The 23,100-nt window shown below is 72.9% G+C and carries 20 protein-coding genes; 11 read left to right on the top strand and 9 right to left on the bottom strand.

The annotated features are described in order from the left end of the window. Positions 1 to 8 precede the first annotated feature (8 nt). Positions 9 to 3,005 carry an excinuclease ABC subunit UvrA gene (gene uvrA, locus ACFYU9_RS30995; protein WP_389346948.1) on the bottom strand — a complete coding sequence of 999 codons (2,997 nt, stop codon included), beginning with the start codon at positions 3,003 to 3,005 and terminating at the stop codon, positions 9 to 11. Between the two features lie 225 nt (positions 3,006 to 3,230). Here uvrA and ACFYU9_RS30990 point away from each other — a divergent pair, with 225 nt between their 5' ends. The 3 genes from ACFYU9_RS30990 to ACFYU9_RS30980 all read left to right on the top strand — a co-directional run bounded on the left by ACFYU9_RS30990 (position 3,231) and on the right by ACFYU9_RS30980 (position 6,059). Next, the gene (locus tag ACFYU9_RS30990; protein ID WP_389346946.1) at positions 3,231 to 3,923 is read left to right on the top strand and encodes a maleylpyruvate isomerase family mycothiol-dependent enzyme; all 693 of its coding nucleotides are present in this window, start codon (positions 3,231 to 3,233) and stop codon (positions 3,921 to 3,923) included. Between the two features lie 47 nt (positions 3,924 to 3,970). Beyond that, a complete protein-coding gene (locus ACFYU9_RS30985; protein WP_389216561.1) occupies positions 3,971 to 4,627 on the top strand; it encodes an MBL fold metallo-hydrolase in 657 nt (218 codons plus the stop codon). A gap of 145 nt (positions 4,628 to 4,772) precedes the next feature. Beyond that, positions 4,773 to 6,059: an MFS transporter gene (locus ACFYU9_RS30980; protein ID WP_389216996.1), complete on the top strand. Its 1,287-nt coding sequence runs from the start codon at positions 4,773 to 4,775 to the stop codon at positions 6,057 to 6,059. A gap of 65 nt (positions 6,060 to 6,124) precedes the next feature. Here the strand turns inward: ACFYU9_RS30980 and ACFYU9_RS30975 are convergent, their stop codons facing one another. From ACFYU9_RS30975 to ACFYU9_RS30955, 5 genes are all read right to left on the bottom strand, one after another. Next, positions 6,125 to 7,120, bottom strand: coding sequence for a TerC/Alx family metal homeostasis membrane protein (locus ACFYU9_RS30975; RefSeq protein WP_389216558.1), 996 nt, complete (start codon positions 7,118 to 7,120; stop codon positions 6,125 to 6,127). Between the two features lie 232 nt (positions 7,121 to 7,352). Further along, positions 7,353 to 9,326, bottom strand: coding sequence for a TerD family protein (locus ACFYU9_RS30970; RefSeq protein WP_389346944.1), 1,974 nt, complete (start codon positions 9,324 to 9,326; stop codon positions 7,353 to 7,355). A 73-nt stretch (positions 9,327 to 9,399) separates the two neighbouring features. Continuing rightward, positions 9,400 to 9,978: a TerD family protein gene (locus ACFYU9_RS30965; protein ID WP_389216552.1), complete on the bottom strand. Its 579-nt coding sequence runs from the start codon at positions 9,976 to 9,978 to the stop codon at positions 9,400 to 9,402. A 130-nt stretch (positions 9,979 to 10,108) separates the two neighbouring features. Further along, a complete protein-coding gene (gene uvrB / locus ACFYU9_RS30960) occupies positions 10,109 to 12,241 on the bottom strand; it encodes an excinuclease ABC subunit UvrB (RefSeq protein ID WP_389216548.1) in 2,133 nt (710 codons plus the stop codon). A 181-nt stretch (positions 12,242 to 12,422) separates the two neighbouring features. Then, positions 12,423 to 13,334, bottom strand: coding sequence for an MHYT domain-containing protein (locus ACFYU9_RS30955; RefSeq protein WP_389346943.1), 912 nt, complete (start codon positions 13,332 to 13,334; stop codon positions 12,423 to 12,425). Positions 13,335 to 13,490: 156 nt separating this feature from the next. On the opposite strand from ACFYU9_RS30955, the gene ACFYU9_RS30950 reads away from it, so the two are divergent. Both ACFYU9_RS30950 and ACFYU9_RS30945 read left to right on the top strand, forming a co-directional pair. Then, positions 13,491 to 14,054: a methylated-DNA--[protein]-cysteine S-methyltransferase gene (locus ACFYU9_RS30950; RefSeq protein WP_389216542.1), complete on the top strand. Its 564-nt coding sequence runs from the start codon at positions 13,491 to 13,493 to the stop codon at positions 14,052 to 14,054. A 215-nt stretch (positions 14,055 to 14,269) separates the two neighbouring features. Beyond that, positions 14,270 to 15,535: an MFS transporter gene (locus tag ACFYU9_RS30945; protein ID WP_389216993.1), complete on the top strand. Its 1,266-nt coding sequence runs from the start codon at positions 14,270 to 14,272 to the stop codon at positions 15,533 to 15,535. A gap of 91 nt (positions 15,536 to 15,626) precedes the next feature. Here ACFYU9_RS30945 and ACFYU9_RS30940 read toward each other — a convergent pair whose 3' ends face one another. Next, on the bottom strand, positions 15,627 to 15,983 hold the full coding sequence (locus ACFYU9_RS30940) for a cupin domain-containing protein (protein ID WP_389216539.1): 357 nt from the start codon (positions 15,981 to 15,983) through the stop codon (positions 15,627 to 15,629). Between the two features lie 471 nt (positions 15,984 to 16,454). Here ACFYU9_RS30940 and ACFYU9_RS30935 point away from each other — a divergent pair, with 471 nt between their 5' ends. From ACFYU9_RS30935 to ACFYU9_RS30920, 4 genes are all read left to right on the top strand, one after another. Then, positions 16,455 to 17,303: a hypothetical protein gene (locus ACFYU9_RS30935; protein ID WP_389346941.1), complete on the top strand. Its 849-nt coding sequence runs from the start codon at positions 16,455 to 16,457 to the stop codon at positions 17,301 to 17,303. Then, complete coding sequence (locus ACFYU9_RS30930; RefSeq protein WP_389346939.1) at positions 17,287 to 18,423, top strand: hypothetical protein; 1,137 nt, start codon at positions 17,287 to 17,289, stop codon at positions 18,421 to 18,423. Before ACFYU9_RS30935 ends, ACFYU9_RS30930 begins: the two co-directional genes overlap by 17 nt. A 62-nt stretch (positions 18,424 to 18,485) precedes the next feature. Beyond that, positions 18,486 to 19,397, top strand: a complete 912-nt coding sequence (locus tag ACFYU9_RS30925) for a pseudouridine-5'-phosphate glycosidase (protein WP_389346937.1) — start codon at positions 18,486 to 18,488, stop codon at positions 19,395 to 19,397. Continuing rightward, positions 19,394 to 20,293, top strand: coding sequence for a carbohydrate kinase family protein (locus ACFYU9_RS30920; RefSeq protein ID WP_389346935.1), 900 nt, complete (start codon positions 19,394 to 19,396; stop codon positions 20,291 to 20,293). Before ACFYU9_RS30925 ends, ACFYU9_RS30920 begins: the two co-directional genes overlap by 4 nt. On the opposite strand, the gene ACFYU9_RS30915 is transcribed toward ACFYU9_RS30920, so the two are convergent. Continuing rightward, a complete protein-coding gene (locus ACFYU9_RS30915; RefSeq protein WP_389346933.1) occupies positions 20,283 to 20,918 on the bottom strand; it encodes a uridine kinase in 636 nt (211 codons plus the stop codon). The genes ACFYU9_RS30920 and ACFYU9_RS30915 overlap by 11 nt on opposite strands. 228 nt (positions 20,919 to 21,146) lie before the next feature. Here ACFYU9_RS30915 and ACFYU9_RS30910 point away from each other — a divergent pair, with 228 nt between their 5' ends. Beyond that, positions 21,147 to 21,911, top strand: coding sequence for an SDR family NAD(P)-dependent oxidoreductase (locus ACFYU9_RS30910; RefSeq protein ID WP_389346931.1), 765 nt, complete (start codon positions 21,147 to 21,149; stop codon positions 21,909 to 21,911). Positions 21,912 to 21,947: 36 nt separating this feature from the next. Beyond that, entirely contained in the window at positions 21,948 to 22,382 is a 435-nt protein-coding gene (locus ACFYU9_RS30905) for a MerR family transcriptional regulator (protein ID WP_389346929.1), read from the top strand. Positions 22,383 to 22,387: 5 nt separating this feature from the next. Here the strand turns inward: ACFYU9_RS30905 and ACFYU9_RS30900 are convergent, their stop codons facing one another. Continuing rightward, on the bottom strand, positions 22,388 to 23,056 hold the full coding sequence (locus ACFYU9_RS30900) for a winged helix-turn-helix transcriptional regulator (RefSeq protein WP_389216515.1): 669 nt from the start codon (positions 23,054 to 23,056) through the stop codon (positions 22,388 to 22,390). Positions 23,057 to 23,100: the final 44 nt, after the last annotated feature.

Here is a 23,100-nt window from a genome sequence, read left to right as displayed (position 1 = left end):
GGTGACCGTCAGGCCTTGCGGGCCCGGGCGGTCGTCTTCTTCGCGGCGGTCGTCTTCGCAGCGGTCTTCTTCGCGGGCGCCGCCTTCTTCGCCGGCGCCTTCTTGGCCGCGGTCTTCTTGGCGGTGCGCGCGGCCGGGACCGAGGCCGCGGCGTCGCTGACGCGGCCGCCCAGGATCTCGCGGAGGAACTTGCCGGTGTGGCTGGCCGGGACCGAGGCGACCTCCTCGGGCGTGCCCTCGGCGACGACGAGACCGCCGCCGCTGCCGCCCTCGGGGCCCATGTCGATGATCCAGTCCGCGGTCTTGATGACGTCCAGGTTGTGCTCGATGACGATCACCGAGTTGCCCTTGTCGACCAGCCCGGACAGGACCTTGATCAGCTTCGAGATGTCCTCGAAGTGGAGGCCCGTGGTCGGCTCGTCCAGGACGTAGACCGTGCGGCCCGTGGAGCGCTTCTGCAGCTCGCTCGCGAGCTTGACGCGCTGGGCCTCGCCGCCGGAGAGCGTCGGCGCGGACTGGCCGAGCCGGACGTAGCCCAGGCCGACCTCGGTGAGCGTGCGCAGGTGGCGGGAGATGGTCGGGACGGCCTCGAAGAAGTCCAGGGCCTCCTCGATCGGCATGTCCAGGACCTCGGCGATGGACTTGCCCTTGTAGTGGACCTCCAGGGTCTCCCGGTTGTACCGGTCGCCGTGGCAGACCTCGCACGGGACGTAGACGTCCGGGAGGAAGTTCATCTCGATCTTGATGGTGCCGTCGCCGGAGCAGTTCTCGCAGCGGCCGCCCTTGACGTTGAAGGAGAAGCGGCCGGGCAGATAGCCGCGGACCTTCGCCTCCATCGTCTCCGCGAAGAGCTTGCGGACGTGGTCGAAGACGCCGGTGTAGGTCGCCGGGTTGGACCGCGGGGTACGGCCGATGGGCGACTGGTCGACGTGCACGACCTTGTCGACGAGGTCGTCGCCGTCCACCCGGGTGTGCCGGCCGGGCACCGACTTGGCGCCGTTCAGCTCGCGCGCGAGGTGGGTGTAGAGGATGTCGTTGACCAGCGTCGACTTGCCGGAGCCGGAGACTCCGGTGACGGCGGTGAGGACGCCGAGCGGGAAGGAGACGTCGATGTCCTGCAGGTTGTTCTCGCGGGCGCCGTGCACGGTGAGGCTGCGCGAGGGGTCCACGGGACGGCGGATGTGCGGCGTGGTGATGGACCGGCGGCCGGACAGGTACTGCCCGGTGATCGACTCCTTGTTGGCGAGCAGCTCCTTCAGCGGTCCGGTGTGGACCACCTTGCCGCCGTGCTCGCCGGCGCCGGGGCCGATGTCGACGATCCAGTCGGCGACCTTGATGGTGTCCTCGTCGTGCTCGACGACGATGAGCGTGTTGCCCATGTCGCGCAGCCGGACCAGGGTCTCGATGAGACGGTGGTTGTCGCGCTGGTGCAGGCCGATGGACGGCTCGTCGAGCACGTAGAGCACGCCGACCAGGCCGGAGCCGATCTGGGTGGCGAGCCGGATGCGCTGGGCCTCGCCGCCGGAGAGGGTGCCGGCGGCCCGGTTGAGCGAGAGGTAGTCGAGGCCGACGTCGACGAGGAAGCGCAGCCGCTCGTTGACCTCCTTGAGGACCCGCTCGGCGATCTTCTTGTCGCGGGCGTTGAGGGTGAGCCGGCCGAGGAACTCGGCGCAGTCGCTGATCGACATCGCGGAGACCTCGGCGATGGACTTCTCCATCACCGTGACCGCGAGGACGATCGGCTTCAGGCGGGTGCCCTCGCAGGTGGGGCAGGGCACCTCGCGCATGTAGCCCTCGAAGCGCTCGCGGCTGGAGTCGCTCTCGGCCTCGCTGTGCCGCCTCTTCACGAAGGAGACGGCGCCCTCGAAGGCGGGCGTGGTGTAGGCCCGCTCGCGGCCGTACCGGTTGCGGTAGCGCACCTCGACCTGGGTCTTGTGGCCGTGCATCAGTGCCTTCTTGGCGCGCTGCGGCAGTCCGGCGTACGGGATGTCGGTGCGGAAGCCGAGGGCCTGGGAGAGGCCGCCGATGAGCCGGCCGAAGTACTCCTTGGTGTGGCCGTGCGACCAGGGGTGGATGGCTCCCTCGTCGAGGGACTTCTCCTCGTCGGGGACGACCAGCTCGGGGTCGACCTCCATGCGGGTGCCGATGCCGGTGCAGTCGGGGCAGGCGCCGAAGGGCGAGTTGAAGGAGAAGGAGCGCGGCTCCAGCTCCTCGAAGGACAGGTCGTCGTACGGGCAGTAGAGGTGCTCCGAGTACATCCGCTCGCGCTCGGGGTCGTCCTCGGCGAGGTCGACGAAGTCGAGCACGACCATGCCGCCGGAGAGCCCGAGCGCCGTCTCGACGGAGTCGGTGAGCCGGCGCTTGGCGCTGTCCTTCACGGTGAGGCGGTCGACGACCACCTCGATGGTGTGCTTCTCCTGCTTCTTCAGCGTCGGCGGCTCGCTGAGCTGGATCGTCTGCCCGTCGACCCGGGCGCGGCTGTAGCCCTTGGTCTGGAGGTCGGCGAAGAGGTCGACGAACTCGCCCTTGCGCTCGCGGACGAGCGGCGACAGCACCTGGAAGCGGCTGCCCTCGGGCAGCTCCAGGACCTTGTCGACGATGGCCTGCGGCGACTGGCGGGAGATCGGCCGGCGGCACTCGGGACAGTGCGGCTTGCCGATGCGGGCGAAGAGCAGCCGGAGGTAGTCGTAGACCTCGGTGATCGTGCCGACGGTCGAGCGCGGGTTGCGCGAGGTCGACTTCTGGTCGATGGAGACGGCGGGCGACAGACCTTCGATGAAGTCGACGTCCGGCTTGTCCATCTGGCCGAGGAACTGACGGGCGTAGGAGGAGAGCGACTCGACGTACCGGCGCTGCCCCTCGGCGAAGATCGTGTCGAACGCGAGGGAGGACTTGCCCGACCCGGACAGCCCGGTGAAGACGATGAGCGAGTCACGGGGGAGGTCGAGCGAGACGTTCTTGAGGTTGTGCTCGCGAGCGCCACGGACGATGAGACGGTCGGCCACGCCGGTCCGCACCTTTCTTGAGAGAGCGGATGTGCCTGAACACCCAACAACCAAGGATGCCGGATGCTTCCATCGAGCCTATAGCACGCACATTCGATTTCCGGCCGTCGGTCACCGTCTTCACCCGAACGAGTGGCGGCGCCCAGGCCGTCACCCCGGCCTTCGCCCAGGTCGGAGCCCGGGAGGCCTGGCCGGACCGGCCCGGGAGCCCCTAGGGTCGGCGCCATGATCGATCATCTGCGTGACCTGGCCTCCGTGCGCGAGGCGACCGACCGGCTCCTCGCCGCCGTCTCCTCCTGGGACAACGCGGCACTCGCCGAGCCGTCACGGCTTCCGGGCTGGACCCGGGGCCATGTCCTGGCCCACGTCGCCCGCAACGCCGACGCCCTCGTGAACGTCCTCCACGGCCTGCCGATGTACCAGGACGGCGCCACCCGCGACGCCGACATCGAGCGCGACGCCGGCCGGCCGCTCGACGTCCAGCTCGCCGACCTGCGCGCCACCGCCGACCGCTTCCAGGCCGTCACCGAGGAGCCCGCGGACTGGAGCCGCACCGTCGAGCTGCGCAACGGCGTCACCGACAGCGCCTCCCGGGTGCCCTTCCGCCGCTGGGTCGAGGTGGCCCTGCACCACGTGGACCTGGGCGCCGGCTACGAGCTCGCGGACCTCCCGGAGGACTTCCTGCTGCGGGAGATCGACTTCCTCGCCGACCGCTGGTCCGGCCGGTCCGACGTGCCCCCGGTGACGCTGCGCTCCGCCGACGGCCGGGACCTCGGCACCACCGGCGGCACCGAGGGCGGCCCGGTCACCGTGGAGGGCTCGCTCGGCGACCTCCTCGGCTGGCTGGCCGGCCGCGGCGACAAGGGCGCCGCGCTGGTCACGAAGGGCGGCCCGCTGCCCGAGCTCCCGCCCCTGTAGCCGCAGTTGCCGCCCCGCCCGCCGGTGGCCGGGGCTAGGCTGAGCCCATGACGTACAGCGGAGCGGTGAAGGTCGGCGGACCGGCGGACGTGCACGAGCTGAGCGACCTGATGATCTCGAAGGTCGCGGTCGGCCCGATGGACAACAACGCGTATCTGCTGCGCTGCCGGGCGACCGGCGAGCAGCTCCTGATCGACGCGGCCAACGAGCCCCGGACCCTGCTCAACCTGATCGGTGACGACGGCATCACGGCCGTCGTCACCACCCACCAGCACGGCGACCACTGGCAGGCCCTGGCCGAGGTCGTCGCCGCCACCGGCGCCACGACGTACGCGGGCGCGTACGACGCCGACGGCATCCCCGTTCCGACCGACGTCCGCGTCGAGGACGGCGACACGGTCAAGGTCGGCCGCGTCGAGCTGACCGCCCGCCGCCTGGTAGGCCACACCCCCGGATCGATCGCCCTGGTCTACGACGACCCGCACGGCCACGCGCACGTGTTCACCGGCGACTGCCTCTTCCCCGGCGGCGTCGGGAACACCTGGAAGGACCCCGAGGCGTTCGCGAGCCTCCTCCACGACGTGGAGACCAAGCTCTTCGACGCCCTCCCCGACGAGACCTGGGTCTACCCCGGCCACGGCGGCGACACCACCCTCGGCGCCGAGCGCCCGCACCTCGCGGAGTGGCGCGAGCGCGGCTGGTGACGCACGGCCGGTGACGGCCGTGCGCGGGTGGTGACCCTCCGGTCACCACCGCGCGCCCCCGTAACCCGCACGGCGGGCGGGTAGTTGGCGCCACATGCACCACAGTCACCCTCCGTCGCCGCCCACCGCCCGCCCGTCGCCGTCGATGGGCCGGCTCGCCGCGGCCTCGCTCGTCGGCACGGCCATCGAGTTCTTCGACTTCTTCGTCTACGGCACGGCCGCCGCACTCGTCCTCGGCCCGCTCTTCTTCCCGTCCTTCTCCCCCGTCGCCGGCACCCTCGCCGCCTTCGGCACCTTCGCGGTCGGCTTCCTGTCCCGGCCGCTCGGCTCGGTCGTCTTCGGTCATGTCGGCGACCGGCACGGCCGCCGCCCGGTGCTCTTCGCCTCGCTGCTGCTCACCGGCTCCGCCACGGTCGCGGTCGGCTGCGTCCCCACGTACGAGTCGATCGGCGTGGCCGCCCCCGTCCTGCTGCTCGTGCTGCGCTTCCTGCAGGGCCTCGGCCTCGGCGGGGAATGGGGCGGCGCGGTGCTGCTGACCGCCGAGCACGCCCCGGAGGGGCGGCGGGCGCTGTGGGCGAGCTTCCCGCAGATCGGACCCGCGGTCGGCTTCCTGCTCGCCAACGGGGTGATGCTCGCGCTGACCACCGGCCTGAGCGACGCCGAGTTCCGCGCCTGGGGCTGGCGGGTGCCGTTCTGGGCGGCCGGCCTGCTCGCCGCCGCCGGACTGCTGCTGCGCTCCTCGCTCGCCGAGACCCCGCAGTTCGAGGCCCTGGCCGCCGAGGGCCGCCGCGCGAGCGCCCCGCTCACCGAGGTGATCCGCGGGCACTGGCGGCTCGTGCTGCTCACCGCGGGCGCGCTGGCCGTCGGCTATGCCGTCTTCTACACGGTCTCCACCTGGGCCCTGACCTACGGCACGGAGCACCTCGGCGTCTCCAGCGCGGTCATGCTCACCTGCGTGATGGCGGCGGTCGCGATCAAGGGCGCGGTGACCCCGTTCGTGGCGCTGCTCGGCGACCGCTTCGGCCGCCGGACCATGTGCCTGGCGGGCTGCACGGCCTCCGCGCTGTGGATGTTCCCGATGGTCGCGCTGCTGCACACCGGCCGACCGCTGCTGATGTTCCTCGGCTTCCTCGGCTCGCTGCTCGCGTTCATCTCGATGTTCGCGGTGGTCGCCGCGTACCTGCCGGAGCTGTACGAGCCGCGGGTGCGCTGCACGGGCGCGGCCGTCGGCTACAACCTGGCGGGCGTCCTCGGCGGCGCGCTCACCCCGATCGTGGCGACGGCGCTCTCGGAGGGCCGCGCTGGCCCGCCGTGGGGCGTGGCCGCGTATCTGACGGTGGTGGCGCTGGTGAGCCTGGGCTGCTTCGCGCTGCTCCCGGAGACGCTGCCGGCCCGGGTGGCGGTGCGGGAGCCGGAACCGGAGCCCGCTTAACGGCGAAAGGGGCCGGTGCGCGCGGTGGTGAACCGCGCGCACCGGCCCCTTCGGGGTCGTACGGGTCAGGCGTCGACCGCGCTCTTCTCTGCCTCGGCCGTCTCGGCCGCCTCGCGCCGCTCCTGCTTCCTCGTGGCGAGGAGGCTGGTGATCGTGGTGACGATCAGGACGCCGCAGATGACGGCGAGCGAGAACGGGATCGAGATCTCGGGGACGTGGACGCCCGACTCGTGCAGGGCGTGCAGAACCAGCTTCACGCCGATGAAGCCGAGGATCACCGACAGGCCGTAGCTGAGGTGGACCAGCTTCTTGAGCAGGCCGCCGATCAGGAAGTACAGCTGGCGCAGACCCATGAGGGCGAAGGCGTTGGCGGTGAAGACGATGTACGGGTCCTGGGTGAGACCGAAGATCGCCGGGATGGAGTCGAGCGCGAACAGCACGTCGGTCGTGCCGATCGCGAGCATGACGACCATCAGCGGGGTCAGCACGCGCTTGCCGTGGTCACGGATGAAGAGCTTGGTGCCGTGGTAGCGGTCGGCGACGCCGAACTTCTTCTCGATGGACTTGAGGAGACGGTTCTCCTCGAACTCTTCCTCCTCCTCGTCCGCGCGCGCCTCCTTGATGAGCTTCCAGGCGGTGTAGATCAGGAAGGCACCGAAGAGGTAGAAGACCCAGGAGAAGCTGGTGATGATCGCGGCTCCGGCGGCGATGAAGATCGCGCGGAGCACCAGGGCTATGAGCACGCCCACGAGCAGCACGCGCTGCTGGAGGTGGGACGGCACGGAGAACTTCGCCATGATCAGGACGAAGACGAAGAGGTTGTCGACACTGAGCGACTTCTCCGTGATGAATCCGGCGAAGAACTCGCCGGACGCCTGGCTGTTGCCGAAGACCAGCAGGCCGAGACCGAACAGTCCGGCGAGGACGATCCAGACGACCGTCCAGATGCCGGCCTCCTTGACCGACACGTCGTGCGGCTTGCGTCCGATGAAGAAGTCGACCGAGATGAGGGCGGCCAGACCGAGGATGGTCAGCACCCACAGGGTCACAGAAACGTCCATTGCGCCTCCGGCGTCGTACGGCTCGCGAGGAGCCTGCTCGTTGCCGGAGGTCTCTTCCACCCGGGGCGGCGGCACATCGCCGTCCACGGGCCGGCGCCCCGGGATCAGGTGTCTGACCTGTCCGTATTGACGGGTACGCCGCGTATAGGGAGTACTCCCCTCCGCTGCCATGAGAGTACCGAAGAACCAAGAAAAGGTAAAGAGAAGGGTAAAGCCAACTCAAAACAGCAGGTCAGAGCCCATCGGGTCCCCATTGCCCACGTCCGTCGGCCACCTGGGCGAGCACCTGCCGCAGCACCCCGCCGCCCGCCGGGAAGACCGGCGGCTCGTACGTCCACGCGTGCCCGACCCACGGGTCGGCGAGGTGGTCGTCGGGCACCGGCGTGAGCCGCGTCAGCGAGCGCCACAGCGGGTCGAGCACCGGCCCGTACGCCGCCGCGTCCGCGCGGTCCGCGACCATCATCAGATGGGTGCCGACCGCCGGGCCCTCGTCGGCGAGATAGCGCAGCCGGGTGACCGCGCGGTCGTCGAAACCGTGCGGGAAGTCATGCACGATCAGCAGCTCCTCGGCGGTGTCCAGGCCGGGTGGCAGATCCTCGGAGGCATCGGCCCGCGCCGCCATCTGCAGCAGGTCGACCCGCTCGGTGAGCTGCGCCAGGACCGCCGAGACCCCGGCCGCGCCGGCGGCCGGCGGCCCCTCGATCACACCCGCCTCGACGAGCGGTGCGAACGCGGCCGCGCCCGCTCCGGCCGCGTCGATCACCCGCACCCGGAAGCGGTGCGCCGGGTGCACGGCGAGCAGCCGGACGGCGTGCGCGACGGCGCACTCCAGGGCGGCCCTGCGCAGCTCGGCCTCGTCGAGCAGCGCGGCGTCCACCGAGTGGCCGCGCCCCGAGTCCACCCAGAGGCCGCGGGCGAGCGGCAGCCGGGCCAGGAACGGGATGCGCAGCCCGGTCCGCTCCGGGAGGTGCAGATCGCCGAGCCGGACGGCCATCGGCGCCTCCATGGGCACGCGGTACGCCTGCCAGACCGGGCTGTCCCAGCGGGCGTAGGCCGGCGGCAGCGCGGGCTCGACCACCTCGGACTCGGCGGCCAGCTGGGCGAGGTCGCGGTCCAGGGCCTCCCGGGCGCGGGCGGTGAGCTCGTCGTGCTTCGCCCTGGCCTCGGCCCGGGCGGCGTCGCCCGCGCCGCCGATCCGGGCGCGGGGGTCGGACAGGACCCGGTCGAGCTCCTGGTCGAGCCGGGACTCGGCGAACTGGCAGGCGCTGCGGTACGCGGCGGTGGTGCGGGCCAGGTCCTCGAACATGCCCCACACCTGGTTGTAGAGCCGCTCGTCCATCGTCCAGCCGGTGGCGTCCCCGGCGACGGGTGCCGGGTGCGCGGCGGGGCCGGCGTCCGGCGCGGGCGGCACCGTCGCCGGGGCGGGCCCGGGCGACGGGCGGCGGCCGGGGTGGGTGTAGTCGATGGGGCCGGTGCTCGCGGACGGCGGCTGCGGGACCGGGCCGGGAGGGGCGGCCGGCGCCGGGGTGGGCGTGGAGGCCGGGGCCGGGGTGGGCGTGGAGGCCGGGGTCGGGGTGGGCGTGGAGGCCGGGGTCGTCCGGCGGGCCCGGTCGGTCTCGGGGAGGCGCGGCGGCGGCGCGGCGACGGAGCGGGCGAGGCCCTGGGCGACGGCCTCCAGGACCGTGCCGGCGAGTTCCCCGGGGTCCGGGAGGCCCTGGTCGGCGAGGAGGGCGGCCAGCCCGCCCTCGTACCCCTGGCCGACGGCCCGGACCTTCCAGGCGCCCTGGCGGCGGTAGAGCTCCAGGGCGATCACCGCGGTCTCGCGGTCGAGGCCGGTGACCGTGTAGTCGGCGACGCCGCTGCCGTCGGGTGCGGCGACGGTGACGACGGGGGCGGCCGTGGCCCCGAAGCGGGCCGGGCCGCCGGCGCCGACGGGCAGCGCGAGGAGGACGCAGACCCGGTGGACGGTGTCCCGGACGGCCTTCAGGTCGACGGCGAGGCGGTGCCGGTCCGCGGCCTGCCGGGGCACCTCGATCCCGGGCAGCGCGGCCGCGCCGGGGTGGGCGACGGCCTCGGGGCCGGCGATCCGGCCCTGCTCGTCGCCGAGGGTGACCGCGGCGAGGACCGGATGACCGGCCGAGACCCGGATCTCCAGGCGGGTGTGGGGCAGGGGGTGGTTCTGCCCCCGGACCAGCTCGGCGGTCATCTGTTCCGTCTCTCCGTATGCAGGTGTGCCTGGTGCGGCGGGTGTGCGCTGCGGCCGCGTGCCGGACCGGCGCTTACAGGACCGGGAAGATCGCCGGCATCAGGTCCTGGAAGGTGCGGCCGTTGGCCGGGTTGCCGATGGCCGTCATCGACCAGCCCGAACCGACCCGGTGCACCTTGGCCATGATCTGCGCCGTGTACGGGCCGCCGCCGTTGAGCGTGTAGCGGGCGAGCTCCTGGCCGTTGGTCTCGTCCACGAGGCGGCAGAACGCGTTCTGCACCTCCTGGAAGGTCTGGCCGGTGAAGGAGTTCACCGTGAAGACGATCTGGTCGATGTGCACCGGGATCCGCTGGAGGTCCACCAGGATCGCCTCGTCGTCGCCGCCCTGGCCGACGCCGCCCACCAGGTTGTCGCCGGTGTGGCGGACGGAGCCGTCGTCGCTGACCAGGTGACGGAAGAAGACCACGTCGATGGGCTGCTTGTCGGCGAAGAGGACGGCCGAGGCGTCCAGGTCGATCTCACGGGTGCGCGAGCCGAACAGGCCGCGGCGGGGCGCCGCCTGCCAGCCCAGGCCCATCCGCACGGAGGTCAGGCTGCCTCCGCCCTGCTTCTCCAGACTGATGGCCTGTCCCTTGGACAAGTTGACCGTCACGCGCTGCCCCTCTCATCGGTGTGTTCAGCACCCTACGCAGGGGCACTGACAACCTGCCCCGACGGGCCCGGTTTTGTGTCGGTCTTGCAACACACCGGGCCACGTCCGGGGCCCCCGCCCGGAGCACCCGTCAGGCCAGGCCGGCCTCCTTCATCTGGCGCAGCTCCTTCTTCAGTTCGGACACCTCGTCGCGCAGCCGGGCCGCGACCTCGAACTGCAGCTCCGCGGCGGCGGCCTTCATGCGGTCGGTCATCTCCTCGATGATCCCGGCCAGTTCGGTCGCCGGACGGTCGCCGAGCTCCATGGTCGCGCCCGCCTTGACGCCCTTGCCCCGGGGCGCGTGCGCGGCGAGCGAGGGCACGGGGGCCTTGGCGCCCTTGCCGTCCTTCGACTTGCGGTAGCCCGAACCGAGCAGCTCCTCGGTGTCGATCTCCTCGCGCGCGATGGTGGCGACGATGTCGTTGATCTTCTTGCGCAGCGGCTGCGGGTCGATGCCGTTGGCCTTGTTGTAGGCGATCTGCTTGTCGCGGCGTCGGTTGGTCTCGTCGATGGCCTGCGCCATCGCCGGGGTGATCGTGTCGGCGTACATGTGGACCTGGCCGGAGACGTTGCGGGCGGCGCGGCCGATGGTCTGGATCAGCGAGGTGCCGGAGCGCAGGAAGCCCTGCTTGTCGGCGTCCAGGATGGCGACCAGGGACACCTCGGGCAGGTCGAGGCCCTCGCGGAGCAGGTTGATGCCGACCAGCACGTCGTACTCGCCGGCGCGCAGCTCGCGCAGCAGCTCGATGCGGCGCAGGGTGTCGACGTCGCTGTGCAGATAGCGGACCTGGATCCCCAGCTCGAGGAAGTAGTCCGTGAGGTCCTCGGCCATCTTCTTCGTGAGCGTGGTGACGAGCACCCGCTCGTCGCGCTCGGTGCGCAGCCGGATCTCGTGCACCAGGTCGTCGATCTGGCCCTCGGTGGGCTTGACGACGACCTCGGGGTCGACGAGGCCGGTCGGGCGGATGATCTGCTCGACGAAGCCGTCCCCGCGCGACAGCTCGTAGGTGCCGGGGGTGGCGGACAGATAGACGGTCTGGCCGATCCGCTCCTGGAACTCCTCCCACTTCAGCGGGCGGTTGTCGAGCGCCGAGGGCAGCCGGAAGCCGTGGTCGACGAGGGTGCGCTTGCGGGAGGCGTCGCCCTCGTACATGGCGCCGATCTGCGGCACGGTGACGTGCGACTCGTCGATGACGAGCAGGAAGTCCTCGGGGAAGTAGTCGAGGAGGGTGTTGGGCGGGGAGCCCGGCAGGCGGCCGTCGAAGTGCATCGAGTAGTTCTCGATGCCGGAGCACGAACCGATCTGGCGCATCATCTCGATGTCGTACGTGGTGCGCATGCGCAGCCGCTGGGCCTCCAGGAGCTTGCCCTGCTTCTCCAGCTCCGCCAGGCGCTGCTCCAGCTCGGCCTCGATGTCGTTGACGGCCCGCTCCATGCGCTCGGGTCCCGCGACGTAGTGGCTGGCGGGGAAGACGTACAGCTGCCGGTCGTCGCTGATGACCTCGCCGGTGAGCGGGTGCAGGGTGGAGAGCGCCTCGATCTCGTCGCCGAACATCTCGATGCGGACGGCGAGCTCCTCGTACACCGGGAAGATCTCGATGGTGTCGCCGCGGACCCGGAAGGTGCCGCGGGCGAACGCCACGTCGTTGCGCGTGTACTGGATGTCGACGAAGCGGCGCAGCAGCTGGTCGCGGTCGATCTCGTCGCCGACCTTGAGGGAGACCATCCGGTCCACGTACTCCTGCGGCGTGCCGAGGCCGTAGATGCAGGAGACGGAGGCGACCACGATCACGTCGCGGCGGGTCAGCAGCGAGTTGGTGGCGGAGTGGCGCAGCCGCTCGACCTCCTCGTTGATGGAGGAGTCCTTCTCGATGTACGTGTCCGACTGCGGGACGTACGCCTCGGGCTGGTAGTAGTCGTAGTACGAGACGAAGTACTCCACCGCGTTGTTCGGCAGGAGCTCGCGGAACTCGTTGGCCAGCTGGGCGGCGAGCGTCTTGTTCGGCGCCATCACCAGGGTGGGGCGCTGGAGCTTCTCGATCATCCAGGCCGTGGTGGCCGACTTGCCCGTGCCGGTGGCGCCGAGCAGCACGACGTCCTTCTCGCCGGCGCGGATGCGCCGGTCCAGCTCGGCGATGGCCGCCGGCTGGTCGCCGCTGGGCTGGTAGGGGCTGACGACCTCGAAGGGCGCCACCGTACGTTCGATCTTGGAGACTGGCCGCATGCCCCCACCGTACGACTCGGCACTGACAGCCGGGGTGTGATCGCCGGGGAGGCGCCGGGCGGGACCCGGGGCGGCCGGTCGTCACGGGCCTTCGCGTCACCTGTCGCGCGCGACCCGTCCGGCGTCGCCGGTCCCGCTCCACCGGTTCCCGCGTCACGGGTCCCGCTTCACCGGTCCCGCGTCACCAGTCCTGCGAGCGGTAGGCGTCGCGGTGCACCGGCCGGCGGCCGCCGCGGGCCGCGGGGCGGGCGGAGGAACGGTAGGCGGGCTCGCCGTAGGCCGGCACGCGGCGCGGGACGGGCACGCCGGGCGCGCCGTGGCGGTAGCCGCCGCGGGCGGTGGGCCGCTGCCAGTCGGGCTCGCCCATGACGAGCAGCGGGTCGAACATGACCACGACGGCGGCGAGCAGCAGGAAGACGCCGGGGCCGACCAGCATGGGCAGCAGCAGCGAGGTGGCGCTGTCGCCGGCGCCGGCGGCGGCGGGCATGTCGTGCAGTTCGACGTGGACCGCCGCCATGGCGGTGTAGTGCATGCCGCTGACCGCGAGCCCCATGACCAGGCTCGCGCCGAGGCTGGCCATGAAGCCGTGCACGGAGACGGCCGCCCAGAGGGCGGAGGTGGCGGCCACGACGGCGATGACCACGGAGAGGGCGACGGTGAGGGTGTCGTACTCGATCTGCCCGTGCAGCCGCATCCCGGCCATGCCCAGGTAGTGCATGGTGGCGACGCCCAGGCCGGTGATGGTGCCGCCGGTGACCAGGGTCAGCGGGGTCGCTCCGCGGTAGCCGACGATGAAGATGCCGATGCCGACCATGACGATGGCGACGGCGAGGCTGGCGAAGGTGATGGGGCGGTCGTAGCTGATCGGCGCGTGCTGGACGGAGAAGCCGATCATGGCGATGAAGTGCATGGTCCAGATGCCGGTGCCGATGGAGGTGGCACCGAGCGCGAGCCAGCCGGCCTTGAAGCTGTCGTGGTGACGCAGCGATCTGGTGGTGCAGCGCAGTCCGAGCGCGCCGCCGAGGCAGGCCATGAGGAAGGCCGCCACCGGTGTGACCAGGCCGTAGCTGAATCCGTCGACCGTGCCCTGCATGAGCGTCCGTCCTCCACCCCTGGTGCAACGTCGTCCGAAAACAGTCGGTACCGCTGAGTAGTGCTAACGGATTATGGCGCCCGCCGAGGTCCTTGGGCCATGCGGTCCTGGAATTGCCCGCCCCGGGTGTCGGTGCCGGGCCGTATGGTGATCGGCATGGGACAGGAGAAGCCGGGGGCGGAGCGGCCCGCGGCGCGCGTGGAGTGGACCGTGGTGCCGAGCGGCATCGGTCCCCTGCTGCTCGCCGCGACGGACCGGGGCCTCGTGAGCGTGAACTTCCACGCCGACGGGCGGGTGCTGGAGCGCATCCTGGAGCGGCTCGCGGCCGGGCTCGGCGCGGAGCTGGTGCGGTGCGAGTCAGGGCGGCTGGCCGAGCCGATACGCCAGATCCGGGCGTACTTCGACGGGACCCTGCAGAGCTTCGACGTCAAGCTGGACTGGTCGCTGGTGACCGGATTCAACCGTCAGGTGCTGCGCGAGCTGGCGGACGGCGTCCCGTACGGGACGGTGGTGGCGTACGGGGACCTGGCCCGCCGCGTCGGGCAGCCGTCGGCCGCGCAGGCCGTCGGCGCTGCGATGGGATCCAATCCGCTGCCGGTCGTGGTGCCGTGCCACCGGGTGGTCGAGAGCGACGGCGGGATCGGGGGCTTCGGCGGCGGTCTGGAGACCAAGCGAAAGCTGCTCGCCCTGGAGGGCGTGCTGCCGGAGCCGCTGTTCTGAGCCGGTGAGCCGCGGAGCCGGTGGGTCGCTGAGCTGCTGAGCTGCTGAGCTGCTGAGCTGCTGAGCTGCTGAGCCGGAACGAGCGTCGCCGGAGCAGGACTGCCCGAGCGCTCCGTGTCGGGCGGTGGGCCGTTCGGCGCCCTGGCGTTCCCACAGTGTGGGAACGCTGGCACTATGCGTAAGTGACCAACAGCTCCAGCGCCCCTGACGCCGTACTGTCGACCGCGATATCCGACTCCGCCCCCGTCTCCCCCGAGCGGCTCCCGGCGCTGCGGCGCCGCATCCAGGCCGTACTCATCGCCACCCAGATCCTCGGCGGACTCGGCATCGCCATCGGCGTCGCCCTCGCCGCGGTCCTCGCCAAGGAGGTCAGCGGCACGGAGGCGCTGTCGGGTCTCGCGTCGACGGCGTCGGTCGCCGGGCCCGCCCTGCTCGCGATGCCGCTCGCCTCGCTGATGGGCCGGCGCGGCCGGCGTGCCGGACTCGTCCTCGCGTACCTGGTCGGCGCGCTCGGCGCGGGAGTCGCGGTGCTCGGCGCCGTCATCGGCAGCTTCCCCGTGCTGCTCCTCGGCCTCGTCGGCTTCGGGGCCGGCTCCTCGGCCAACCTCGCGGCCCGGTTCGCCGCCGCGGACCTCGCCGAGCCCGACCGCCGGGCCCGCGCCATCTCCACCGTCGTGTGGGCCACCACCATCGGCGCCGTCCTCGGTCCCAACGTCGCCGCCCCGGCGGGCGAGAGCGTCGCCGGCCTCGGGATCCCCGTCGCCGCCGGCCCCTTCGTCTGGGCGTCCGGCGTGTTCGTCGTCTCCGCCGTCATGGTCGCCCTGCTGCTGCGTCCCGACCCGCTGCTCACCGCTCGCGCCCTCGCCGGCCCCGAGGATGCCGCGGCGGCCGACAGCCGCTCCCTCAAGGCCGGTCTGCGGGCCGTACGGGAGTCCTCCCGCGCCCGGCTCGCCCTGGTGACCGTCGCCGGCTCGCACACCGCGATGGTGTCGATCATGTCGATGACCCCGGTCGCGCTCAGCCACCACGGCGCGGACATCCGGCTGATCGGTTTGGTGATCAGCGGTCACATCGCCGGCATGTACGCCTTCTCGCCCGTCATGGGCTGGCTCTCCGACCGGCTCGGCCGCCTCTCGGTCATCGGCCTCGCGGTCGCGCTCATCTCCGTGGCCGCGCTCCTCGCCGGAACGTCCGGCCCCAGCCACGGCCAGACAGCGCTCGGCCTCTTCGTCCTCGGTCTCGGCTGGTCCGCCGGCCTCGTCTCGGGCTCGGCGCTCCTCACCGACTCCGTCCCCCAGGCCGCCCGCGCCGCCGTCCAGGGACTCTCCGACTTCATCATGAACACCTCGGCCGGGCTCGGTGGCCTCGCCGCCGGTCTGATCGTGTCGCAGGCGGGCTACGGCTGGCTGAACCTGGCCGGAGCGTGCCTGCTGGTGCCGATGACGGTGCTCGCGGTGCGGACGGGAGTGCGTCGGGGCTGAGGCGCGTCGGGATCCAACATCCGGGAGCTCGGACATTGGATCCCGGAGGTTGGATCCCGGATGCTGGATCCCGAACACAGATCCCGATCGCTCAGAGGCTGATGTGGTACGCCTTGCGCAGCGTCTCGTGGACGGTCCAGGTGGTGCGGTCGCCCTCGCGCAGCACGCAGGCGTCACCCGGGCCGACCTCCAGGGTCTCGCCCCCCTCGACCTCGACGGTGGCACGGCCGCTGACGACGACGAAGAGCTCGTTCGCCTCGGTGTCGGTGACGACGCCGGGGGTGATCTGCCAGATGCCGCGGATCTGCTTGCCGTCGGCGGACTCCCACAGGACCTTGCCGGTCACCTCGGGCGTTCCCGAGACGATCTGGGCGGGGTCGAGGGGCTCGGCTTCGAGGTCGGCGTCGGGGATGTGGACGGCGAAGGAGGGCTGCTCGTGAGTGGTCATGGGCGGTGACTGTAGCGGGACCCAAAGGCCGTTCCGGCACAGGGACGGCATGGAATGAATGACTCCGTTTCACCTCCCCACCAGCGCACTTCATCAGTCCATGGACGCGACGGAATCCGCAGGAGGGGTTTGCCGCGCGGGCACGGCGGGAGCGGCGGACCGCCGGCGCGCGAGGGGGTCGCGGGGCACCGATTCCGCAGCCGCCGGGGCGCACGCCCGCGCGTCGGCGGATTCGGCGACCCGGAGGGAAGCGGAGGGGCGTTTTCCGCTCCGGCGCGCTGAAAACCGCGCCGCGGCGGACGGCGACGGCGGGGGTCGCCGCTGGTCGCACGCGGCGCCTTTGGTGGGCCCAATGATGCTCGCGGGAGCGGCGTCACGCCCCCTGACAGACGGGCCCTGGAGCGTCACACTCCCCATCGGGCCACTCCCCCCGAGTCCCCACGTCTCCCCCACTCCGGACAGGAGAGTGCGATGCCGGCCATCCCCACCCCGCTCCGCGCGACCGTCCTCGCGGCGGCGGCCCTGCTGACCGCCGCCACGACCGCCCCCGCCACGGCGGCCACCGCCACGGCCGCCTCCGATCCCGCGCCGGGCGCCGCGTACAAGACCGCCCACGACACCCTCGGGCCGCAGCGGCTCACCCCTGACCAGCGCCGGCTGGCCGCCGCCAAGCAGACCGAGGCGGCGAGAACGTACGAGAACGCGCGCGCCCCGCAGACCTCGGGCGTCCTCGCCGGGTACAAGCTGTCCGGCGGCATCCAGCAGTCCCAGCAGACCTCCTACTGGTGCGGCCCGGCGACCCTGGTCATCACCCAGTCCGCCCACGACGAGGTCGGCGGCCGCTCGCAGCAGGACGCGGCGACGCTGCTCAGGACGACCACCTCGGGCACGGCGTGGTACGGGATCAACATCAACGTGCCGAACCCCACCGGCTACCCGATGGCCGACGCGCTCAACTACCGCCTGCCGGGCGCCGGTTACGTTCCCAACGCACTGCCGTACACCCCGACGGCCGCCGACAAGACCGCCTTCAGGCAGCACATCACCCACAACACGGACAACGACTACGCCATCGCGGGCAACGCCTGGGAGGTACCGGGCGGACCGCATCTCGTGGGTCACCCCAACGTCGAGATCTTCCACTGGGTGACCATCGACGGCTACAACACCGACACGGCGGCCGGTGAGGTCGACTACCTGGATCCGGTCGGCGGAGTGAGCACCAGCGTCATCTCGTGGGCGGGATCGGTCCCGAGGTCCGCGCACATCTCCTCCGACACCCTCACCACCATCATGGGCGGCCGTGGCTACGTCTGGTAGGTACCGCCGCTCCCTGTTCCGCGTGGGCGCCCTCCTGTCGGTCCTGACGGGCGCCCTCGTCACGGGCTGCACGACGGACGGCGGCGCGGACGGGCCCGTACGGACGACGGCGCGGGCGGCCGGGCCGGCCTGCGAGGTACCGCTGCCCGCCGCGTGGCGCCACGCCTTCGCCGCGGGCGCGTACCGGCCGCCGGCCGGGTCGCGTCCGGTCCTGGCGGACGCCGGCCCGGGGTGGACCGCCGTCCAGCTCAGCGGCGCGGACGGGCGCCGGGCGGTCCTGGTCCGGGCGGGCGAGGCCGCGCCCCGCACCCTGCTGAGCTTCACCGACCCGGTCGAACACCAGTTGCTCGCCGCCGACTTCGACGGCCGCCGGTGGGGGGCCTTCGCGGTCCTCGAAGGCCGGACCCTGGACAGCCCGTGGAGCCTGTACGGGTGGGACGCGGCCACCGGCCGGGCACGGCGGCTCGCCCACGCCGACCGGCCGGGCCCGCTCCCCCGCCCGGTCGTCCACGACGGCACCGTGATGTGGGCGCAGGGCACCGGCTCCGGCAAGGCCACCGTCTTCGCCGCGCCGGCCGGCGGCGGGCACGCGCGCGCGTGGCACACGGGCGTGCTCGACACACCGTTCGCCGCGGGCGGGCTCCTGGTGTGGCGCGAGGCGTTCGGCGGCGAGACCCGGCTGACGGCCGTCTCGCCGGCCGACGGGCGCCCGGCGGCGCTGCCCGCGCCGGTCGCCGGGCTGCGCGAGGTGCGCGCTCTCGTCTCCGACGGCAGGACCTGGGCGTGGGTGGCGGGCGAGAGCGCGCCCCGCCTGATGGTGTGGCGCGCGGGCGAGGCCCGTCCGACGGCCGCCGTGGCCGGCGCGCCCGCCGCGGACGGCATGGACCAGCTGCGGATCGCCGGGCGCCTGGTCGTCTGGCGCACACCGGAGACCTCGTACGCGCTCGACCCGGGCTCGCGCGCGTACACGGCGATCACGCCCGCGTACGGGTACGCCGCGGCCTCCGGAACCGGTCTGGCGCTCGCGTACAGCCTCGGCGACGCCAAGGCGGACGGTGCGCGGACCGTGATCCAGACGGTCGACGCGGCCCGGCTGCCCCGGCTGCCGGGCTGTGGCTGACGGCCGTGGCCGATGTCCGCCGCCGAGGTTTGCCGGACGCGGCCGTGCGCCAGACATCGAACATGCCCACACAGGTGTCCGAAGAGGTCCGGGAGGCGCTCCACGAGGGGCGTCCCGTGGTCGCGCTCGAGTCGACGATCATCGCCCACGGCCTGCCGCGTCCGCGCAACCTGGCCGTGGCGCACGAGCTGGAGGCCCTGGTGCGCGACGGCGGCGCGGTGCCCGCCACGATCGCGGTGGTCGACGGCACGGCCCGGATCGGCCTGGACGAGGCGGCGCTGACCCGGATCGCGGACGACCCGTCGGTGCGCAAGCTCGGCCACCGCGATCTGGCGCCGGCGCTCGCGGCCGGGGCGACGGGCGCGACGACGGTCTCGGCGACGGCCTGGCTCGCCGACTCCGCCGGCCTGCGGGTGTTCGCGACCGGCGGGCTCGGTGGAGTGCACCGGGAGTGGACCGAGACGCAGGACGAGTCCGCGGATCTGAGGCTGCTCGCCCGGGTCGGGATCACGGTGGTGTGCGCGGGCGTGAAGTCGATCCTCGACGTGCCGGCGACGCTGCAGCGTCTGGAGACGCTGGGGGTGACGGTCGTCGGTTTCGGCACGGACCGGTTCCCCGGCTTCTATCTGTCGTCCTCGGGCGAGCCGGTGGACTGGACGGTACGGACCCCGCAGGGCGTGGCGCGGGTGATGCGGGCCCAGGACGAGCTGGGCGGGCCGCGCGCGGCGCTGATCGTCGGGAACCCGGTCGCCGCCGATCGGCAGCTGGATCCGGAGCTGCACGACCGGGTGCTCGCGCAGGGGCTCGCGGCGGCGCGCGAGAAGGGCATCACGGGGCAGGCCGTGACCCCGTTCCTGCTCGACTATCTGATGGTGCACACGGACGGGGCGTCGCTGGAGGCGAACCTGGCGGCGGTGCGGGGCAACGTACGGCTCGCGGCACGGATCGCGGCCGCCTACCGCGACCGCCCGTGACCGGGCCGGGCGCGCTGCTGGTCGTCGGCGACGTCGTCACGGACGTCGTCGCCCGGCACCGTACGCCGCTCGCGCCCGCGACCGACACGGCGGCGGAGATCCGCACGCTGCCGGGCGGCGCCGGGGCGAACGTGGCGTGCTGGGCCGCGCGTTCGGGCTGCGCGGACGTGCGGATCCTCGCGCGGGTCGGCGCCGACGCGCTGGCGTGGCACGCCGGGGAGCTGCGCCGGGCGGGCGTACGACCGCTGCTCGTCCGGGATCCGCAGGCGCCCACGGCGGCGGTGATCGCGCTGGTGGGTCCGGACGCGGAGCGCACGTTCCTGACGGACAGCGGGGCGGCGCTGCGGCTCGCGCCCCACGACTGGGCGCCGGAGCTGCTGGCCGGGGCCGCCCGGGTGCACCTGTCCGGGTATCTGTTCTTCGCCGCCGCGAGCCGGGAGACGGCCGGGCGGGTGCTGCGGGACGCGCGGGCGGCGGGTGTGCCGGTGAGCGTGGACCCGGCCTCGGCAGGCTTCCTGAAGGAACTGGGCCCGGAGTCCTTCCTCGCGGCCGTGGCCGGCGCGGAGTGCCTGCTGCCGAACGCGGACGAGGCCCGCCTCCTCACCGGCCGCACCGACCCGCTCCACGCGGCGGCCGACCTCAGCCGCCGCTTCCCGCTGGTCGCCGTCACCCTGGGCGCCGAAGGCGCGGTCGTCGCCGCCGACGGCCGCGTGACCGCCCGGGTCCCGGCCCCGCCGGTCCGCCCGGTGGACTCCACGGGCGCGGGGGACGCCTTCACCGGCGCCTTCCTGGCCGCCCGTCTCGCGGGCGCGGACCCTGGCCACGCGGCCGCCGCGGGCTGCCGGGCCGGTGCTGTGGCCGTGACCGGGGTGGGCGGGCGGCCCGCTACTGCCTGAAGCCCGTCCAGGCCGGCCGGCGCGGGTCGTCCACGCGCACGACGGCGTCGGCGGCGTCGGCCGGGCCGACCTCCTGCTCGTAACGCGCGAAGGCGGGCAGGGCCCACGGCTCCTCGGTGCGCCGGGCCAGCGCGCCGGGCGAGAGCCGCAGATGGACCTTCACGTCGAAGGGGAACCAGTGGCCGAGCAGGAACGGGCCGTGGAGCACGAGGACCCCGCCGGGCGGCAGCGGTACGGCGGGGCTGCGGGTGGCCCGGTCGGTGACGGGGTCCCACAGGTCGGGCAGCACCCGCCCGCTGCCACCCGGCTCCAGCGGACCGAACACCTCCCGCCACAGCGCGCCGGTGTCGAACCAGCCGTCGTAGTACGCGTCGGGGTCCTGCTTCCCGTACTCGAAGCGCAGCGACGCCGGACGCAGAAACCCGCCGGTGCCGACCACGAGCACGGACCGGCCGCGCAGCCGCAGCACGTCGGCGACCCGCTCGGCGAACTCCGCGCCGGGGGCGGCGGGGGCACCGTCGATGCCGACCTTGAGCCAGTCGCCGCCGTCGCCGGGCGCGGCCCGGTCGACGCGGTCGGCGACGGTGTCGGCGAGCCGCTCCCAGGTGATCGCTTGGAATCGCATCCGTCCCATCCTGCCGCATGGATCCCGGACATCGGATGCTGGAGTTTGGACGCCGGATGATGGATGTCGGATCCAACCTCCACGGTCGTGGATCCGGGACGTTGGATCCGAATATTGGATCCCGGACGTCGGATCCAATATGCGTGATCCCGGATCCCTGATCCGTGATCCCGGATCCCGGATCCCGGCTTGACCTTGCCGCTGGCGGCAGGGTTCGACGATCTCCCCATGAACGTCAGCAAGCAGGAGCAGAACAAGCACCGCGTCGTCGTGGTCACCGGCGCCGGCACCGGCATCGGCCGCGCCACCGCACGCGCCTTCGCACGCCGGGGCGCCACCGTCCTCGCCGTGGGACGCAGGCCGGAGCCGCTCGACGAGACGGCGGCGGGGTGTCCGGGCATCCGGCCGCTGGTCGCGGACGTCACCGCGCCCGGCGCGCCCGAGGAGATCGTCGGCGCGGCCGTGGCGGCGTACGGGCGGCTCGACGTGCTGGTCAACAACGCGGGGATCGCGACCGGCGGTCCGCTCGGTTCGCTCGGCCGGGAGGTGATCGGCCCGCTGCTGGAGACGAATCTCGTCGCCCCGGTGCTGCTCACCCAGGCCGCGCTGGAGCCACTGGCGGCGGCGAGCGGGGTGGTCGTGAACGTGACGACGGCGGTCGGGCAGCGCGGCTGGCCGGGCAACTCGGTGTATCCGGCGACGAAGAGCGCCCTGGAGACGCTGACCCGCAGCTGGGCCCTCGAGCTGGCGCCGCGCGGGATCCGGGTGGTCGCGGTGGCGCCCGGGGCGGTCGACACGCCGATCGGTGAGCACCGGGGGCTCACGCCGGAGCAGCGCGCCGCGGTGCGGGAGTGGCAGCTGGCGCACACGCCGCTGGCGCGGGTCGGCCGTCCGGAGGAGGTGGCGTGGGCGATCGAGGCGCTGGCGTCGCCGGAGGCCGGGTTCGTCACGGGCACCGTGCTGTCGGTCGACGGAGGTGCTCTCGTGGCGTGAGGCGACGTGATACGACTGCGCGGGGAGGTGGGGTCCTTGCGCATCGGTGAGCTGGCGCGGCGGACGGGGACGACGGCGCGCGCCCTGCGCCACTACGAGGAGGCGGGGCTGATCTCGTCGGTGCGCGCGGACAACGGATACCGGGTGTACGACGAGGGCGCGGTGGTTCGTGTATCCAATATCCGATATCTGCTGGGCGCGGGGCTGACGTTGGAGGACGTGGCGGCGTTCGCGGCCTGCCTCGACGGGCACGTGCCCGCGGCGGAGCCCTCCCCGCGCGGTCTCGCGATCGCCCGTGAACGGCTCGCGGTCCTCGACGCGCGGATCGCGGCGCAGACGGAGGCCAGGGACCGGCTCGCCGCCGCCCTGGCCTCCCACGGACGAGCTCGGCCGGCCGCGTCCGCCGCGCGGGCCGGGGCGGGATCGCCGACCGCCGCCGGCGCGCCCTCGGGCAGCGGACAGGCCACGTAGAACGCTCAGGGAACGGGGACCTCGGCCGGTTCCCGGAGTTCGACGCGGCCCGACTCGACCGCCTCCGCTAGCGTCAGTTCACCGGCTACCAGGGCCCGGCAGGTCGCCGCGTCCGTGCGCAGCCGTACGTCCGCGTCGGCCGCCGGCCCGTCCCCGTAGGCGACGCCCTCGGACGAACCCCGCCCGCCGTCGCCGGCCCGTACGTGGAACTCCCCCTCGTCCAGGGTGACCTGGACGACCTTCGCGCCGAGCCCCTCCAGGACGCCGAGGAGCGGGATCGCGAACCAGTGGGCGCGGACGGCGTCGGTCGGCCGGGGCTCGTCGAGGGCGGGCGCACCCCAGGCGGCGAGGGCACGCAGGACCGGGAGCAGGCCGCGGCCGCGGTCGGTGAGCTCGTACACGTACGCCGAGGCGGGGGGCGGCAGACGGCGGCGGGTGACGAGTTCGGCGCCCTCCATGTCCTTGAGCCGGCCGGCGAGCATGTCGGTGCTGACGCCCGGGAGATCGGCGTGCAGATCGGTGTAGCGGCGCGGTCCGGCGAGGAGCTCACGGACGATCAGCAGCGTCCAGCGGTCCCCGACCGCGTCGAGGGCGCGGGCTGCGGCGCAGTACTGGTCGTAGCTTCGGCGGCGGGCCTGCCGCGGCGGACGTGACTGTGCTGACTGAGCTGGCATGCGACGCAGTCTAGACATGTTGTTGGACTTTCCAAGCTCGAACT

This window comes from Streptomyces sp. NPDC004327, assembly GCF_042873935.1.
Taxonomy (GTDB): Bacteria; Actinomycetota; Actinomycetes; order Streptomycetales; family Streptomycetaceae; genus Streptomyces.
Note: the sequence above shows the minus strand (reverse complement) of the source record. Positions and strands in the feature narration are given on the sequence as shown.

Excerpts from the sequence above, each read along its gene's own strand:
- ACFYU9_RS30990 (WP_389346946.1), top strand. The coding sequence starts at position 3,231 with ATGATCGATCATCTGCGTGACCTGGCCTCCGTGCGCGAGGCGACCGAC.
- ACFYU9_RS30985 (WP_389216561.1), top strand. The coding sequence starts at position 3,971 with ATGACGTACAGCGGAGCGGTGAAGGTCGGCGGACCGGCGGACGTGCAC.
- ACFYU9_RS30980 (WP_389216996.1), top strand. The coding sequence starts at position 4,773 with ATGGGCCGGCTCGCCGCGGCCTCGCTCGTCGGCACGGCCATCGAGTTC.
- ACFYU9_RS30975 (WP_389216558.1), bottom strand. The coding sequence starts at position 7,120 with ATGGACGTTTCTGTGACCCTGTGGGTGCTGACCATCCTCGGTCTGGCC.
- ACFYU9_RS30970 (WP_389346944.1), bottom strand. The coding sequence starts at position 9,326 with ATGACCGCCGAGCTGGTCCGGGGGCAGAACCACCCCCTGCCCCACACC.
- uvrB (WP_389216548.1), bottom strand. The coding sequence starts at position 12,241 with ATGCGGCCAGTCTCCAAGATCGAACGTACGGTGGCGCCCTTCGAGGTC.
- ACFYU9_RS30955 (WP_389346943.1), bottom strand. The coding sequence starts at position 13,334 with ATGCAGGGCACGGTCGACGGATTCAGCTACGGCCTGGTCACACCGGTG.
- ACFYU9_RS30950 (WP_389216542.1), top strand. The coding sequence starts at position 13,491 with ATGGGACAGGAGAAGCCGGGGGCGGAGCGGCCCGCGGCGCGCGTGGAG.
- ACFYU9_RS30940 (WP_389216539.1), bottom strand. The coding sequence starts at position 15,983 with ATGACCACTCACGAGCAGCCCTCCTTCGCCGTCCACATCCCCGACGCC.
- ACFYU9_RS30935 (WP_389346941.1), top strand. The coding sequence starts at position 16,455 with ATGCCGGCCATCCCCACCCCGCTCCGCGCGACCGTCCTCGCGGCGGCG.
- ACFYU9_RS30925 (WP_389346937.1), top strand. The coding sequence starts at position 18,486 with ATGCCCACACAGGTGTCCGAAGAGGTCCGGGAGGCGCTCCACGAGGGG.
- ACFYU9_RS30915 (WP_389346933.1), bottom strand. The coding sequence starts at position 20,918 with ATGCGATTCCAAGCGATCACCTGGGAGCGGCTCGCCGACACCGTCGCC.
- ACFYU9_RS30910 (WP_389346931.1), top strand. The coding sequence starts at position 21,147 with ATGAACGTCAGCAAGCAGGAGCAGAACAAGCACCGCGTCGTCGTGGTC.
- ACFYU9_RS30900 (WP_389216515.1), bottom strand. The coding sequence starts at position 23,056 with ATGCCAGCTCAGTCAGCACAGTCACGTCCGCCGCGGCAGGCCCGCCGC.